The organism is Clostridium chromiireducens (genome assembly GCF_003575225.1).
Classification (GTDB): domain Bacteria; phylum Bacillota; class Clostridia; order Clostridiales; family Clostridiaceae; genus Clostridium; species Clostridium chromiireducens.
Genome location: NZ_QXDJ01000008.1, coordinates 141,064 through 158,192 on the forward strand (window position 1 = coordinate 141,064; position 17,129 = coordinate 158,192).

The window sequence follows — 17,129 nt, forward strand, 5'->3', positions numbered from 1 at the left end:
CATTAGGAGGTAAAAAAATGGCATTATCATCAACAAATATACTTAAGGTTATTGTCGTAACAGACGATTTAGAAAAAACAGTTTCTGCATATAAAACTTTACTAGGCACAGGGAAAGAGGTTGCAGAGCAGAATATAGAGCATAAAGAGGTAAGAACACCTTTTATGAAGTATAAAGGTGCCAACATCACTGATACCCCAATGAAGGTAGAGAGCGTTTTCAGCGATAATTTTTGGTTTGAAATTATCCAGCCTTTAGGAAATAATGACCCGTGGGCAGCTTGGTTAAAAGAACATGGCACGTCAATTTGCTCAATTTGTTTGTTGTCAGATGGACCTTTAGAAGATGACGAAGAAACTATGAAAAATACAGGGTTTGATTCACTTTTTAAACACGAAAAGGGCTATGAGGCGTATGAATATTTTGACACATCAAAAGCGCTTGGGGTTTTAGTTGAGGTAAAAGAGCAGTATAAATAATGAGAGAGGTGGCGAATTCGTTCGTCACCTCTTTTTTGCACATAAGCTAAAAATTGCAATTAGTAAATATTACTTTCTGTAAGAACTTCTTCCACTTGTCCGATATTGATGAACAAGAAGAAGGTTAAAAGTATCTATCTTTGAAGATTGAGCAGGTAAAAGGCGATGAGTTTTTCCGTATTGGATTAATAGCATCTTATAAGGCACAATCCAGACCTGATCGATAAGTCGACTGCCTTATCGAAAAATATTGATGTTCAGGTTGGCGCAATACACGGCTTCCAAGGCGACGAATGTGACATCATCATTATTTCATCTGCTGTTACAACTATATTCGATATGGAGCTAGCAAAATCCTTTGCTTTACATGGACCAAAGCCTGTCTTTCTCATCTCATCAAGTTGTATATTTCGGGCGCTGAAGTCATTAAATACACAGAAAACACCTACTGCAGCAAGACCTTCTTCTTCAGTCGCATTAAGTAAATTATTGGTAATAATCATACCAAGTTCTAACTCATAGTCTTTAAGTGTTGCATAATGTGGATAACTCACTAATTCACCATCTCCAATGAATGATAGAGAATTTCCCTTATAATATACGGGATTATCATACCACGCCTTTTTAGGTTTAAAAGCTGGAAATGGATGTCTGAATATAGTTTCATAGGCTCTTATTATGGAATATATATTGGGCATAGTATATTTTGTAAAGAGACGGCCGCTGTTAATTACATGTCTTTCACACAGCATAAAATCACGGTAAAGCAGCGGACGAAAAGGTATAATTTCTTTCATATTCTTAATTTGACAACAAATTTCCAAATCAGCCTTTTGAAAAAGTGAATTTAAGCTTTAACGAGTTCTATACCCAAATAATACTTTGTTTAACATAAAATGTAGATGGGCGTTTTAACATTTTCGAGTAGAATGATTTTTTTAAAACAAGACTTAATTAGAATAATTGCTATTATTGACTGAATGATAAGTAAAAAGGTATGATAGACTATCAAACTCAATTTGGAAAAACTCCTTATGGAGTTGCATCTGTATGCAAAAAGTATAATAAACCTGTAATTGCTATTGCTGGAGGAATAGGTAAGGATGCTTCTGATTTTTATAAAAAGGGAATTGACAGTATTTTTTCTATAGTAGATAAGCCTATGATGTTAGAAGATGCTATAGATAATGCAGAAGCACTTTTAGAAGAAACTGCTGAAAGAATAATGAGAGTTGTAAAATTATTCAATTAAGTAACCTTATCATAGAACAAAAATATTCTTTAAATTTGAAGAGGTAAAGATATGATATTTTTAATTCAAGGTTTTAAGTGATTTCAATAATTAATAGATACGATAAAATATTGGAATAGAGAGTGAGTGGCTCGATTCCACAAATGAAAATGTATAAACTAGAGTAAGAGTGAGTTTATACATTTTATTTTTCTTCAGAAATTCTTCAGATTTGCTCCATATTTTTCTGATATATATATTTTACAATTAAATCAAGAAATACAATTTCAATAAAGAATTAAATTGAAATTTTACATTGTATATCAATAAAATTAGAGGAGCAAATTATGAATAAGTATATTTTTATACTAATTTTTGCTTTATGCATAATGTCTTTTACAATAAAAGAAAATGTATATGCAAAAGAAGTAATAACAGAAACACCAAATGTAGTAGTACTTAAAGGAACGGATGAAACTAAGGGTGGATTTCCTGTGTATGAACTTATTGATGACAATAAATTATTTATGGATATTTACAATAAATCTTTTATAAAGAAATCAGTTGAACTTTATGGAAAGGCTTTGCAATATTCTAATTTAGAAAGCAAAGATATATATTTTGCTTTCAGAGAAAACTCTGGATGCTATGGCAGGATTGGTTTCTATCTAAAAAAGGATGGACAGCTTTATGATAAGACAAAATCACCATATATTGAACTCTCTATTGACCAATTGAAACGGTATAATACACTTGAATCAATAACACAAATATTACCTCATGAGATGGGGCATGTCCTGCAGAAAATTACTACATCCAATAATCATGAGATAAATGAAAATGTAGTGGATATGCATTATTCCAATATACAAACAGAATATAGCACTGCTTTTAGTGAAGGGTTTGGAGAGCATTTTGAAGTTATTTCAAGAATGTATGAAGAAAATAATGAAATTAAAGATGGAATTTATGAAGATATAGAAAGAACAAAAAATACTACTAAATCTATTGTGAATAGTGGATCTAGAGATTTTACCTTGCCTTTAAGATTGGATTATTATAGAGAAGTATCACCATTTTGGCAACAAAAGTATGAAAATCTAAAGAGGAATGAACTTGGGTTAAGTGGTGATGGTAAATACAAGAATTTAAGTTATGATTTTATTGATCCAGAGAAATCAATTTTATATAGAAATATGGGACTTTATCAAGATAAGAGTAAGATGAAAAGTTTGGAACAGAGTTTATCTACTGAAATTGTTGTTTCTAATTTCTTTATTAAACTAATAACAACTGATGCATCAGAATTAAACGAAAGATATTCTAAGGTCTTTAATGTTTTCAATAAATATTTAAATAAGGATAGCAAACCTCAATTAATAGAATTTGTTAGTGGATATATGCAGGAATATCCTAAAGAAAAGGAGAGGATATTACAGATATTTAAAGATAGTATAGGTCATGATTTTACTGAAGAATGTGCTCCAGAAATATGGTGCATTAGTGAAGGAGAACATAGTAATATTATTTTTGATCAATTTAGAGGTCTTAAATTTCCATATTATATATTTAATATAAATACCTGCGAAAAAGAAGATTTACTTAAACTAAAGGGTATGAGTAAAAGTGATGCAGAAGGGATAATTGCATATAGAGATAAAAATAATGGATTTAAAAATAGTGAGGAATTTTCTCATATTGAAGGGGTAAGCGGTAAAGCCATAGAAATATTAACAAATAACACCAGCAAGGAGCATATTGAAAAAGTAACAAGTACAATAGATGAACGTGAATTTGAAAAGAGTTCTTCTACAATGTTTATAGCTAACCTTAAACATTTAATATCAAGAGCTATGATTTGGTTTGTGATTTTTTTCATAACTTATTATTTATTTGTTATGAAAACTACAGTTAAAAGTAATATGAGCTTATTTAAAGTTGCCATTAAGAAGTTTTTTAAATTAATGTTTTATGTATTGGTAGGGTTTATTAGCGTGTTAGTTAGTAGTAATATTATCATAGGAAACAAAACATTAAATCCAATAGTTATTTTTATTACAGTGATTTTCATAGGTGAAGGCATAATACTTTTTATAATAAGAAAGGACAAGCTTAAGGTAAGAGATAGTATTATATCGACCTTAATGATCATTCCAATAATTATATATTCACAATATTAATATATTCAAAAAGATAGCAGGGCAGTATTTATAATTAAAGTTGCAACATTTATCTGCTATTTTAATTTAGGCGCATGAAAATAGGTTAGCAGGTGGACTTGTTATTTATTTAATTGTGCCTTAGGGGCTAAAGGAGGAATTCTAAGTGATAAAACCCACCATATTGGTAGTTGATGACGAAAAGGAAATTAGGGAGCTTATAGAAATCTATTTGAAAAATGAAGGATATAATGTAATTACAGCAGAAGATGGACTGAGAGCACTTAACATAGCAAAGAAAGATAAAATTCACCTTATTGTTCTTGATATTATGATGCCAAATATTGATGGAATACAAGTTTGCAAAAACATAAGGGAATACTTAGATGTTCCTATTATAATGCTGTCAGCAAAGAGAGAAGATAATGATAAAATTTTAGGTATAATAACTGGTGCTGATGATTATATAGCCAAGCCATTTAATCCTTTAGAACTTGTAGTAAGAGTAAAAGCTCAACTTAGAAGATATCTTAGGACCACTATATTTCCTAAAAATAATGAAATAGTAATTGATGATTTAGTTATAAACTCAAATACTCATCAAGTTACAATAGGAGAGAATGAAATAAAGTTTACAGGTAAGGAATTTGAGATATTAAAATTGTTAGCAGAAAATAAAAATGTGGTTTTTAGTAGTAGAAAGATATATGAAATTGTATGGAATGAAGAGTTTTATGAATCAGAATCCACCATTATGACTCACATAAAAAATATAAGAGAAAAACTTGGCGATAATGTAAAAAATCCAAAGTATATAAAAACCGTATGGGGAGTTGGATATAAAATTGAGAGGTAAAAATTTTGGTGGAATTAGGGCTGCATTTCTTCTTATCTTTTTAGTATCTTTAATTTTTAGTATAGTAATTACTCTTGTTATGAATGGAGTTTGGAGATACAAGCAAACGGATTATTCTGATCAAATAAGAAATTTCACTTTCAATTGTAAAGGAATATATGAAGAAATAGATGAAAATATAAACAATGATGAAAGACTTGAAGATATTGTAAGCAGAGATACGATTAAATTCAAAGTATTTATAGTTGATAAACAAGGAAACGTAATATTAGGTCCTGAAAATAATGGAATAAAGCAGTTTGATATAAATAAAATCTTAAGTGAGCAATATAAATCTAATTTTGATAAAAATAACATTATATATTATGACATAAAATTATTAGGGGAGGATAGATATGTTGTAGTTTCAGATGTTCTGTACAAGGGAGATAATTCAAAACTTTTTCCTTTAGGAATATTAATATTTTTAGCTCTATTCTTATTATTAACTTATGGAAAAGTAAAGTATATAAATAGTCTGTCAAAAGGACTTGTAGAAATATCAAAAGGGAATTTAAATTATAGAGTTGAAGTTAAGGGTAGAGATGAGCTGTCTATTCTAGGAAAAAATATAAATTATATGACTGAAGAATTAATGAATTTAAAAGAGCGAGAAAAAGAGATTGAAAATAATAAAGATAAACTTATAGTAAGTGTATCCCATGATTTAAGAACTCCATTAACATCAATTATTGGTTACATAAAATTGATAAAAGAGAATTATAAAGAAAAAGATGATATAAACAAGTATATAGATATAATTGATAATAAGTCGAGTAGGTTAGAAGAGTTAATAAATGATCTTTTTGAATACACAAAACTTACATCTTGCGATATCAAACTTGAAAAGGTGAATATCTCATTAAATGAATTTATGAGACAAGTTGTAGAGGGAATGATGCCTACATGTAACCAAAATGATTTTAATATTTTATTAGAAGCATCAGATGAAGATTTAAAAGTAGATGTAGATCCAGCAAAAATGGTAAGAGTCTTTGAAAATATAATTTCTAATGCGATAAGGTACGGTAATAAGAAAAGTGACATAAATATAAATATTTCTAAAACTGAAAATAGAGCAATAATAAGGGTTGAAAATGAAGGTAAGCCTATAAAAGAAGAAGAATTGAATAAAATTTTTGATATGTTTTATAGAGCTGATGAATCAAGAAATAATCAAACAGGAGGTTCAGGGATTGGGCTTTCAATAGCTAAAAGTATCGTAGAGTTACATGGAGGAAAGATATGGGCAGAGTGTGAAGGGAATAAAATATGTATTGATATAATTATATGAAGTAGTGAATTTCGAAAGTAGTGCTTCGCCTCCACTATGAAACCTACGAAAATCTAAAGTTTTGATTTTCGTGGGTTTATTTTAATTATCAAAAGATAAAATTAATAGTGTGAATAATGAGAGTATTAATTTAAACATTACAATTTATTCCAGGAAGACATTGAATCAATAAAAAGAAATGTGAAAATTAAGTTAGGGTATAAATGATTTTTAAAAACCTTAGCCGAGTATTAGGTCTCCCATTAATATCCCTACAATTTGCTTTTGAGAATTTAGAACAGGTACGGATATTGCGATACAATAATTATTTGTATCTACAGAAATATAAGGCTCTGATTTGAAAATATTTCCCTCAATTGCTTCTTTAAAATATGGCCTATGAGAAAAGTTTACGTAAACTTCATTTTCAGTATAATCTAAAGTTATAGCTTTTCTTAAACCATCTTTTTGCATTAAAGCAAAAAGATCAAAATAAGGATACTCAGCTATCTTTTCTTTTAGTATTTTTGTAGAACTATTATAGTCCATATTCCATAAAATATCGTTTTTAGATAAGTTTATGAGAATTTCTAATCCATTATTTATATATTGGTTTGTTTTATCATCTATAGTATAATCTTTTGCAAAGGAATCAATATGTCCTTTTAAATTGTTATTCATATCAGCTAAAGAGGATGCAGAAGTAGAAATATTGATTATAGAGTTTAATTGTTCTTCGGAAGCAGCAGCAACTTTTTTTGTAGAATCTGATATAGCGGTAGAAACAATTTCTATATCATCAATGAATCTTTCGATTTTATCTATCTTATTTCCTTGAATATCAATTATTTTATTTATATTTTTTACTGAATTTAGTGTGGCTTCATTTTTATCCTTAATAGTTTTCAACTTATCTTTTGTTATGCTTGAAAATTCAATATTATCATTTATTACTTTTACTTCAGCAGACATTGATTCTGATATATCTTTTATTATGTTATTTATATCATTTATTATATTTTTTATGTCTTTTGATTGCTCAGAGGAAATTTTAGCAAGTTTTTGTATTTCGGTTGCTACCACTGCAAAGCCTTTTCCTTGCTCTCCAGCTCGTGCAGCTTCAATTGATGCGTTTAACGCTAACAAAGTAGTATTTTCACTAATATTGTTTACTGCATCTGAAATACTTTGAATTGTATACACTTTGTCGTATAGTAATTTAGTCTTATATGCTAAATTTTCATTAGAAAGTGCAGAATTATTAAGTTTTTGTATTAATTGATCATAAATTTCATTTGTTTTATCTATCTCAAGTGTCATGGAATAAGACATATCTTCAATTGAATTTCCGTTATCTATTATAGACTTATTTTCTTCAACGATTTCTGCGATAAAATTCTTGGCTTGTACTATATCATTGGTTTGATTTTCAACAACAGTAGATATTTGATTTATTACTGTTGTCGTATTATTGGCGGCGAATTCAACCTCTTTTGCATATTTACCTAAATCTTTACAATAATCTATTAACTTATCATTAAGTGTTGCGGTTTCATTTATAAATTTTCTTATATATAATATAAATGTATTTATATTTAAAGAAAACTTTTTAAAAATCCCCATTCCGTTTAAAGTTAATGTTTTTGTTAAATCACCTTTGGATATCTTTTCTAAATGATTACTTATTGTATATAATTTTTGAGTATTAGACTTAAAAATTATTGCGACTAGTATTAATGTTATTAATACTGATGTAATTATAGTGACTATAAACATACTAATGCCTCCTTTTGTGATAATATCCGACTAAAACTATATGTTTAATATATATTATAATAAATATTGGAAATTGTAAACAAATTTTTCTTAAATTATTTTACGTTAAATAAGGATATAAGTAATGGTTATATTGAATTGAAATGTGTTGCTTGTGGCGAAATTAAAGATGAAGAAGGCAGCTTAGAGTTAGAAGCTGAACAAGGACAAAGACCAGCTTCATTATTTATAAAGAAAACTCATATTTCAACTGAAATATAGTATAATATTTGTTAGAACAAAAGAATAACTATATATTTTGTGATTATAAATTCATAATTATTTTTGCAATATATATGGAGAAAGATAGAGAGAGAGAAATGAAGATTGCAGTTACTACTACAAGAGATGCAGATGAGAGTTTAAATTATAAAGCAAAGGACGTATCTAAAGATTTAAATATACCTTATATAAAAAGAGGTAATTTTAGTATCAAAAAAACAATTTTGAAGGATGGTTTTGATTACTTATTAGTAATTGAAAGAGATAAGATTGTTATAAAGGGAGAAGATAGTACGGTGTTTTGGCATCCTAATATGTCAGAACTTAAGATTAAATCAATAAGACAAGGCAATAAAGAAGCTATAATAGAGGCAACAAAATTAGAAGAAGGAAATAGTATATTAGATTGTACATTAGGTCTTGCAGGTGATTCTCTTGTCTTTTCAGCAGTTGTTGGAGAAAAGGGATATGTAGTAGGAACGGAAGTTAATAAGTATATAGCCTATTTAAGTAAATGTGGATTAGAAACCTATAATGATGTTGATGGTAAAACCATAGATAATATAAAGGTTGTTAACGAATCATATGAAAATTATATTTTAAAGCAAAGTGATAATAGTTTTGATGTAGTATATTTTGATCCTATGTTTAAAGAACCAAATAGAAAGTCAGCATCAATAAATTCCTTTAGGGACTTTGCAGATCACAAAGGATTAACAAAAGAGATTTTAATGGAGGCTCTTAGAGTTTGCAGAAAAAGAGTTGTTATAAAAGAAAGACAAGGTTCTAATGAGTTTGAAAAGCTAGGAATAAAAAAATATTATGGTGGCAAAAAAAACGGTGCAATTATTTATGGAGTGATTGAAAAAAATATACAATAAATTTAGATATAAATGAGAAATAATTGAAACTTGACACTATAAATTAAATTGGAAATTCATATATATATCATATTAGTAGTGGATTGCAGAGGCCACGCTTCGCCTCCACAATTAAACCCACTAAAAATCTAAGGTTAGGATTTTTAGTGGGTTATTATACGTTTTAAGGAATTTATAATACACCCATTTTAAGAGTGATTTTTTTTATCTTTAAGTAATATCTGCTTATATGATTTGAGTGTGTAAAGATTTCATAGTAAAACTTTGAGTGAATTTTCACTTACAAGCTCAACATTGTTTTATTTTTTCAAATTTAACTGGACGCCTTAACTTTCCTAACGATATTAGCTGAGTACCACTTGTGTAGTTATCCCAAAGGCTTGTACTTGTAATCATAGTATTGTCATAAGTTTTAAAGAAGTATTCACAAGTATTTGTATTAATAAAGGCAGTATATTTTGTATAATCATAAGTATCTCTATTTGTTATTACTATTCCTTTTGGAATAGAAACACTTTCCATAATATGAAAGCACGCGTTTATTGCCTCTAAACTGTTATTAGGTGTCTGAATATGCGTTTTTTGATACGCTGTTCTTACAAATCTTTCTGGGGATGTGTATCCTCCCGGTAACTGCATGGTTCCTGCTGCCTGACCGAATGGTTTTAAACGAATTTTTCCCCAGTATGCATCATTGTTTTGTTTTGGTGATACATCCATGTAATTCCTAAGATTAGTCATATGCCACTGAAAATCAGGACTGTTGGCCATAACTCCAATTTGATTTTGAAATATCTTTAGACCTGTTTCAGTTTGTTCAATAACAACACATTCGCCGCTTTTATCTGTGGCAATCCAATGTAAAGGCGCAACTGTTTTTGTTACTGGGTCTTCAAGGCCTACAATACATATCTCTAGTAGGATTTCTTTAAGTTCTTCTACTGATCCACATCTTCCTAAAATATAATGGAGAAAATCTAAAGATGAAATAGGCTCCTTATCAATATAGTCTGACTGTGTTTTGTACTTTGCATAACCTGCAAAATATAATGTTGCGGCTGCAAATCCTTTTTCATTTACCCCGTCAAAAAAGCCAAGCATTCCATCACTTTCTTGTCCAATGCCTATAAAACTATAGCAATCATAAGATTTATGCATGTTAAGAACATTGTTCCATACATAATATTTAGGTACAATATAAAGCTCTGGATCAATATTATAAGAAAAATCCATGGTTCTGCCAAAAAAATTTTCCAACTGTTTTGATTGTAGCGTTATTGCTGTACACATGTTAATTCTCTGCCTCCTATATTTTATTAAATAACCACATCTAGTTTTAAGGTTCAGAAACATCGGTATGTGGAATACTAAATAAAATGTCTATATATTTCATAGATATACTTCCACAGGTAATAAAGTTCCAGTTTATATGCCTACGTAAGTTATAGAACAAACATTTTATATTATAAGAAAGATATAAGAGAAAGGGATTTGATGCTATATACTTTAGAATTTATTAATTGGATATAAATACAAATGAAATAAGGATATATTATTCTATAAGGAATTTTTTAAAATACCACTTGACATCTTGTCCTGAAAGCGTTAACATTAAATTGCAAGTTAGTAAACCGGTTAACTAAAACGATAAACTAAAGTTGAAATTGTTTTTAACTGATAATTAGGTGAAAATTAAAATGATTATTATGGAGGGTATAAAATGGATAAATCAAATATTCAACTAACTTCTAAAAGATGGAAAAGATTAATACCAGTAGCATTTATTACTTATAGTTTAGCTTACTTAGATCGTGCAAATTATAGTTTTGGTGTTGCAGGAGGAATGGGTGAGTCTTTACACATTACTGCATCAATAGCTTCATTATTATCTGCATTATTTTTCTTAGGTTATTTCTTTTTCCAAGTACCAGCAGCATGGTTTGCAGAAAAGAAAAGTGCAAAAAAATTAGTTTTTTGGAGTTTAATTCTTTGGGGTGTACTTGCAGCTTCAAATGGTATGATAACAAATGTAAAAGTTTTAATGGTCACTAGATTTATGCTTGGAATAATTGAAAGTGCTGTTATGCCGGCAATGTTAATTTTCTTAAGCAATTGGTTCACTAAAAAAGAACGTTCAAGAGCTAACACATTTTTAATTTTGGGCAACCCAGCCACTGTTTTATGGATGTCAATAGTATCTGGTTACTTAGTAAACTCTGTTGGATGGCGTTGGATGTTTATTCTTGAAGGAATACCACCAGTTATATGGGCATTTTTCTGGTTAAAGCTTGCAGATAATAAGCCTAAAGAAGCAAAATGGTTGACAGATCAAGAGAAGAAAGATATTGAGATGGCAATGGAAGAAGAACAAAAGGGGATAAAACCAGTAAAAAATTATAGAGAAGCTTTCAAGTCACCTACAGTAATAATTCTTTCATTTCAGTATTTCTTCTGGAGTATAGGAGTTTACGGATTTGTAATGTGGTTACCGTCAATTCTCAAAGCAAGTCCACAAATTGGAATTGTTTCAGCAGGATGGTTATCTTCATTGCCATATGCTTTAGCAATAATATTAATGCTCGTATCATCTTATTATTCTGACCGTACAGGAAATCGTAAGACCTTTGTGTGGGTATATTTATTAATAGGTACGGTAGCATTCTTTGGTTCTTATTTAATTGGAACTTCGAACTTCTGGTTATCATATATTTTACTTGTAATTGCAGGTGGAGTAATGTATGCACCTTATGGACCATTCTTTGCAATAATTACAGAAATATTACCTAAAAATGTTTCGGGAGGAGCAAGTGCTTTAATTAACAGTATGGGAGCATTAGGTTCATTTGTAGGTTCATATGTTGTAGGTTATTTAAATGGTATAACAGGTTCAGTAAATGCGTCTTATATATTTATGTCAGGTTCATTGCTATTATCAGTATTCCTTATGGCTGCCGTAAAAAGTTCCAAAGCTTCAAAAAATATAGTAGAGGTAGAAGCTATATAATACTAGTTTTTTTATTTAATTGAAAGACATATGCAAATAAAATGAGAATTGGGATAACCTTCTAATAAAATTGATGTAAAGGATATCTAGAGCAAAATCCTAAGACACTTTTAAAGGGCACTTAATTTTATAAAGAAGTGCTTTTATATAATTTAATCTTTAGAACTAAGGCTTGACATTTTTTTGTGAAAGTCTTAACATTAAATTGTCAATTTAGAAACCGGTTAACTAAAACGATAAACTAGTATAAATATATAATTATTAGAGTCAATTTAGTTTTATTAGATTAAGTTTTGAAATATGTTAAGGAAAAATAGAGAATAATAGCATAAATTATTGAACCTTTAACATTTAAGATTGATAATAAAAGTATTGAATGGAGGAATAAGTTATGCTAAAAAATTCTACAGATAAACAAAAAAATGTCACAATTGCAGATGTTGCTGCTTATGTAGGAGTCTCTAAAACAACAATATCTAGATATTTAAATAAAAATTTTGAATTTATGTCACAGGAAACTCAAGAAAAAATAGATGAGGCAATTAAAGTGCTGAAATATAGACCCAATCGTATAGCACAAACACTAAAAGCTAAAAATTCTAATATAATTGGTTTAACAATTGCAGATATAGGAAATCCCTTTTCTTCATTACTTATCAAAGGTATAAACGACGTATGTCGAGCAAATAATTATCAATTACTTGTTACAAATGCAGATAATATGGCTATTCGGGAAAAAGAAAATATAGAGTCTTTATTAGATAGTCAAGTAGATGGATTGTTAGTAAATACTACAGGTAACAACTATGAATATTTAGAGGAATTTAAAAGCAGAGATAATTTTAAACCAATAGTGCTGCTAGATAGATATGTAACCCCGTTAATTTATGATTCAGTGACCATAAATAATGCAGATGTAACAAGAAATATATTAAATGAGCTGCTAAAAAATGACTATGATTACTATGTATATTTTACAGAAAATATAAATGGTATAAGTTCTAGATTAGAAAGAAAAAAGACAATGGAAGAATTTTTATCTCAAAATTCATTTGTATCAGGAGAAACTGCTATTATTAAAAAAAATGAGGTAGGAGAGATACAAGAGAAGATAAAAGATATCTTAAATAAAAATAAAGATAGAAATATTTGTTTTTTTGCAAACAATGATGAAATATTAAAGGTTCTTGTAGAGTGCATATATGATTTACAAATAAGAATTGGAATAGATATAGGCATATTTGGTTTTGCTGATGAAAAATGGGCTCGTTTAATCGGTCCAGGTATTACATCAATAGATGAAAATCCATATGAAATGGGAGAAAAAGCTGCTAAATTACTATTTGAAAGAATAGAAGGCAGTAGAACAACAGAGTTTGCCTTAGAAGAAATTTCAGTTCAAATTCATTTAAACTACTCAACAAGAAGTATAAAAAAGTAAGTGGTGATAATTATGAATCAACTAGGTATAAATTTATTAGTTTTTAAAAATGATTTAGATAACGGAATAGAACAAGGAAAAATATTAAGTAACATAGGAAACTTAGGAGTGGCTATTGCTGAAATAAGAAGAGAATATCTAAAAAAATCTAATGAAGAATTAAAAGAAATAAGTAGGTTAGCTAAAGAACTCAACATAGAAATTTACTATTCAGTTCCTGAGAAAATAGCTTGTGAAAAAAGAATAAATTCTAATATAAAAGTTTATTTTGAAGAAGCAAAACAATTGGGTTCAACTCATATCAAATTTAACATAGGTGACTTAGAGAATTTAGATTTAGATGAAATAAAAAAACTAGAAGATATTATTAATTATTTCGATATAAAAGTCACAATAGAAAATGACCAAACACCTGAAAATGGGAATTTAAAATGTGTAACAAATGCTATTAATTTTATAAATACTAATTCATTGTCAATTGGCTACACCTTTGATTTAGGTAATTGGTACTGGCAAAAAGAAGATCCTAAAAATGCATTTGATATTTTGAATTCAAATATTACTGTATTTCATTTAAAAAATGTAGATTTTTTGAATGACAATCTTAATACAACTTTGCTTTCGAAAGGAAAAATTGATTGGAAGTCAATGATAAATAAATTGTCGAAGGATGTACCAGTAATCATTGAATATCCAATTAAAGAGGAAGAGATATTAGATGAAATAGCGCAAATAAAAGAAGTTTTAACACATTAACAAGGGAAAGGGTGAAAAAAATGAGTGAGATAATAACAATTGGAGAGCCAATGGTAATGTTTTTGGCAGATACCAAGGAACATCTTAGTGATGTGGAACACTTTACAAGGTTAATTGCTGGAGCAGAACTTAATGTGGCTATGGGGCTTAGGAGACTTGGGCATACAGTAACATATATAAGCCAAGTTGGAGACGATCCATTTGGGCAATATGTAAAAAAGTATTTAGAAAATGAAAATATAGATGCAAGATTTGTAAAAACATATAAGGAGGCAGCGACAGGATTTCAATTTAAAAATAGAACTGATGAGGGAGATCCAGAGGTACTGTATTTTAGAAAAGGAGCAGCAGCATCAAAGATAACTAAAGATATTTTAGAGGAGATAAGTTTTTCAGATGCAAAAGTTCTTCATATTACAGGAATTTTTCCAGCACTAAGTGAAACTACATTAGAAACAATATTTAAAGCTATAGAAAAAGCTCATGAACAAGGAATGCTTGTTACATTTGATCCTAATCCAAGGCCAGTATTATGGGAAAGCCAAGAAAAAATGATTAGAGTGACTAATGAATTAGCTTTTAAATCAGATATTGTATTGCCAGGCTTTAGAGAAGGAAAATTATTTACAGGGAAAGATACAAAAGAAGAAATTGCTGACTTCTATTTAAAGCAAGGAGTAAAAAAGGTAATTATAAAAATGGGTACTACAGGTGCCTATTCTAGAGAGAAATTAGAAAATGGACAGGTAAAGGAATTTGAGTGTCCAAGCTTTGAAGTTCCAGTTGTAGATACGGTAGGAGCAGGCGATGGCTTTGCGGCAGGTGTTATTAGTGCTACTTTAGAAGATCTTGATGATATTAAAATTTTGGAAAGAGGAAATGCTATTGGCGGTATTCAAGTGATGAATTTAAGTGATAATGAGGGGTTACCAACATTTGAGGAATTAGATAACTTTCTTAAAAATTATAAAAGAAAAGTCTCATGATAATTAAGGAGGACAAAATGAAGTTACAAGTTGCTATAGATAGAGTTCCTTTTGAAAAGGCAGAAAATTTAACCGAAATATTTGATGGATTAGCAGATGTTATTGAAATTGGAACTTCGTTAATTAAAGATTACGGACTTTTCAAGCTAAAAGAGTTAACTAGTAAAAAAAAGACATCAAAATTATTAGGAGACATTAAGACTAGTGATGAAGGTGCTTACGAGTTTAAACAAGGGTTTAAACAAGGCTTTGATATTTTAACTGTAATGGGAAGTGCATCATTGGAAACTATAGAAAAATGCTATGAGGTTTCTGAACAAAATAATGGGACAATGATGATAGATTTATTGGAATGTTCAGATGAAAAGATTAAAGAAATATCACATTTTAATAATGCTATTTATTGTATACATGCGTCTATTGATAGAGAGAAATTATTAAATCCAGGTAAAACAGTGAAAGAATTTAAAGAAAGATTTCCACAAGTCAATAGAATTGCAGTTGCAGGAGGGATTACTTTAGATTGTATCCCTGAGTTAAATAAACATAATATAGAATTGGTTATCGTAGGTTCTGCAATTACTGGTGCAGAAAATCCAGTAGAAAAAGCAAGACAATTTAAGGGGGTAATAGAAAAATGAGAATAATTGATCAAATATTAGAAGAAATTAAGGATGTAATAGCAAAAGTAGATGAAGAGGAAATAAAAAAAATAGTAAGTATCTTTAAAAAGGAAATAAGAATTTTTGTTGATGGAGAAGGGCGTAGTGGATTCCAAGCAAAAGGATTTGCAATGCGTTTAATGCATATTGGTTATAACTCCTATGTAATGGGAGAAACAATAACACCTGCTCTAAAAAAAGGTGACATATATGTTGCAATATCAGGTTCTGGAAAAACCAAAAATACATTAAGTAATGCAAAAGCGGCAAAAGACTTGGGACTAACTATAATTGGAGTTACAAGCAAGAAGGATTCACCTCTTGCAGAAGTATCAGATCTAGTACTTGAAGTTCCGGGAAAAACAAAAAATGATAATGCTGTTGAATCAATTCAGCTTTTGAGCTCTTTATTTGATCAATCTGTTCATATAGTTTTAGATGATCTATGCTTATTAATAAGTAAAAAAGATAATTTATCTGATAATGAGGCTGCTAAAAACCATATTAATGTAGAGTAATAGTATATTTTATATAAATGTAATATAACAAAAAATATATTATAGAAAATTATTAATAAAGGGGAGAATATAGAATGAGATTTTTCTTAGACACAGCAAATGTAGAACATATTAAAGAAGCAAATGAAATGGGAGTAATATGTGGTGTAACAACAAATCCATCATTAATAGCTAAAGAAGGAAGAGATTTCAATGAAGTTATTAATGAAATAACGGAAATAGTTGATGGACCAATAAGTGGAGAAGTTGTAAGTGAAGATGCTGAAGGAATGATAAAAGAAGGAAGAATAATTGCAGCAATTCACAAGAATATGATAGTAAAAATTCCAATGACAGTTGAAGGCTTAAAGGCAACAAAAGTTTTAGCTAGTGAAGGAATAAAAACAAATGTTACTTTAATATTCTCAGCAACTCAGAGCTTACTAGCAGCAAATGCAGGAGCAACATATGTAAGCCCATTCTTAGGAAGAGTAGATGATATCTCAATGATAGGTATGGATCTAGTTAGAGATATAGCAGAAATATTTGAAATCCATGGATTAGAAACAGAAATAATAGCAGCAAGCGTAAGAAATCCAATCCATGTAATTGAAGCTGCTAAAGCAGGAGCGCACATAGCAACAGTTCCTCATAGTTTAATATTACAAATGGTAAAACATCCATTAACAGATCAAGGTCTTGAAAAATTTAAAGCAGACTGGACCGCAGCCTTTGGCAAGTAACGTATTACAGTGAACAGTTGTGGATGAAAAGCTTGTAGCTTTTCTTATAAATATATATTCTTAAGAATATATATTTATAAGAATA

General features: G+C 29.1%; 17 protein-coding genes. 14 read left to right on the forward strand and 3 right to left on the reverse strand.

From position 1 onward, the window contains the following. The first annotated feature begins 17 nt into the window (after positions 1-17). Positions 18-479, forward strand: coding sequence for a VOC family protein (locus tag D2A34_RS23945; protein WP_079438809.1), 462 nt, complete (start codon positions 18-20; stop codon positions 477-479). Positions 480-736: 257 nt separating this feature from the next. On the opposite strand, the gene D2A34_RS23950 is transcribed toward D2A34_RS23945, so the two are convergent. Further along, on the reverse strand, positions 737-1,231 hold the full coding sequence (locus D2A34_RS23950) for a fumarylacetoacetate hydrolase family protein (RefSeq protein ID WP_243128394.1): 495 nt from the start codon (positions 1,229-1,231) through the stop codon (positions 737-739). 245 nt (positions 1,232-1,476) lie between these two features. Between D2A34_RS23950 and D2A34_RS23955 the strand changes: the two genes are divergently transcribed. The 4 genes from D2A34_RS23955 to D2A34_RS23970 all read left to right on the forward strand — a co-directional run bounded on the left by D2A34_RS23955 (position 1,477) and on the right by D2A34_RS23970 (position 6,058). Continuing rightward, positions 1,477-1,731, forward strand: coding sequence for a glycerate kinase (locus tag D2A34_RS23955; RefSeq protein ID WP_119368132.1), 255 nt, complete (start codon positions 1,477-1,479; stop codon positions 1,729-1,731). Between the two features lie 326 nt (positions 1,732-2,057). After that, complete coding sequence (locus D2A34_RS23960) at positions 2,058-3,890, forward strand: helix-hairpin-helix domain-containing protein (RefSeq protein ID WP_119368133.1); 1,833 nt, start codon at positions 2,058-2,060, stop codon at positions 3,888-3,890. A 148-nt stretch (positions 3,891-4,038) separates the two neighbouring features. After that, positions 4,039-4,725, forward strand: a complete 687-nt coding sequence (locus D2A34_RS23965) for a response regulator transcription factor (RefSeq protein WP_423243134.1) — start codon at positions 4,039-4,041, stop codon at positions 4,723-4,725. Beyond that, positions 4,715-6,058 (forward strand): HAMP domain-containing sensor histidine kinase, encoded by a 1,344-nt coding sequence (locus D2A34_RS23970; RefSeq protein WP_119368135.1) that lies wholly within the window; start codon positions 4,715-4,717, stop codon positions 6,056-6,058. The genes D2A34_RS23965 and D2A34_RS23970 overlap by 11 nt, the downstream gene beginning before the upstream one ends. A 219-nt stretch (positions 6,059-6,277) precedes the next feature. Here D2A34_RS23970 and D2A34_RS23975 read toward each other — a convergent pair whose 3' ends face one another. After that, the gene (locus tag D2A34_RS23975; RefSeq protein ID WP_119368136.1) at positions 6,278-7,813 is read right to left on the reverse strand and encodes a methyl-accepting chemotaxis protein; all 1,536 of its coding nucleotides are present in this window, start codon (positions 7,811-7,813) and stop codon (positions 6,278-6,280) included. Positions 7,814-7,879: 66 nt separating this feature from the next. Between D2A34_RS23975 and D2A34_RS26500 the strand changes: the two genes are divergently transcribed. Both D2A34_RS26500 and D2A34_RS23980 read left to right on the forward strand, forming a co-directional pair. Continuing rightward, positions 7,880-8,074, forward strand: a complete 195-nt coding sequence (locus tag D2A34_RS26500; protein ID WP_147357755.1) for a hypothetical protein — start codon at positions 7,880-7,882, stop codon at positions 8,072-8,074. A gap of 98 nt (positions 8,075-8,172) precedes the next feature. Further along, complete coding sequence (locus D2A34_RS23980; RefSeq protein WP_119368137.1) at positions 8,173-8,955, forward strand: class I SAM-dependent methyltransferase; 783 nt, start codon at positions 8,173-8,175, stop codon at positions 8,953-8,955. 288 nt (positions 8,956-9,243) lie between these two features. On the opposite strand, the gene D2A34_RS23985 is transcribed toward D2A34_RS23980, so the two are convergent. Further along, positions 9,244-10,245 (reverse strand): linear amide C-N hydrolase, encoded by a 1,002-nt coding sequence (locus tag D2A34_RS23985; RefSeq protein ID WP_079438816.1) that lies wholly within the window; start codon positions 10,243-10,245, stop codon positions 9,244-9,246. A 430-nt stretch (positions 10,246-10,675) separates the two neighbouring features. Between D2A34_RS23985 and D2A34_RS23990 the strand changes: the two genes are divergently transcribed. The 7 genes from D2A34_RS23990 to fsa all read left to right on the forward strand — a co-directional run bounded on the left by D2A34_RS23990 (position 10,676) and on the right by fsa (position 17,044). After that, complete coding sequence (locus tag D2A34_RS23990; protein WP_119368138.1) at positions 10,676-11,959, forward strand: MFS transporter; 1,284 nt, start codon at positions 10,676-10,678, stop codon at positions 11,957-11,959. Positions 11,960-12,350: 391 nt separating this feature from the next. Further along, positions 12,351-13,400, forward strand: coding sequence for a LacI family DNA-binding transcriptional regulator (locus D2A34_RS23995; RefSeq protein ID WP_119368139.1), 1,050 nt, complete (start codon positions 12,351-12,353; stop codon positions 13,398-13,400). Between the two features lie 12 nt (positions 13,401-13,412). Next, positions 13,413-14,156, forward strand: a complete 744-nt coding sequence (locus D2A34_RS24000) for a sugar phosphate isomerase/epimerase family protein (RefSeq protein WP_119368140.1) — start codon at positions 13,413-13,415, stop codon at positions 14,154-14,156. Positions 14,157-14,176: 20 nt separating this feature from the next. Continuing rightward, entirely contained in the window at positions 14,177-15,142 is a 966-nt protein-coding gene (locus D2A34_RS24005) for a sugar kinase (protein WP_079438820.1), read from the forward strand. Between the two features lie 17 nt (positions 15,143-15,159). Further along, a complete protein-coding gene (locus tag D2A34_RS24010; protein ID WP_079438821.1) occupies positions 15,160-15,783 on the forward strand; it encodes an orotidine 5'-phosphate decarboxylase / HUMPS family protein in 624 nt (207 codons plus the stop codon). Beyond that, the gene (hxlB, locus tag D2A34_RS24015; protein WP_119368141.1) at positions 15,780-16,322 is read left to right on the forward strand and encodes a 6-phospho-3-hexuloisomerase; all 543 of its coding nucleotides are present in this window, start codon (positions 15,780-15,782) and stop codon (positions 16,320-16,322) included. The genes D2A34_RS24010 and hxlB overlap by 4 nt, the downstream gene beginning before the upstream one ends. 74 nt (positions 16,323-16,396) lie before the next feature. Then, positions 16,397-17,044: a fructose-6-phosphate aldolase gene (gene fsa / locus D2A34_RS24020; RefSeq protein WP_119368142.1), complete on the forward strand. Its 648-nt coding sequence runs from the start codon at positions 16,397-16,399 to the stop codon at positions 17,042-17,044. Positions 17,045-17,129 lie beyond the last annotated feature (85 nt).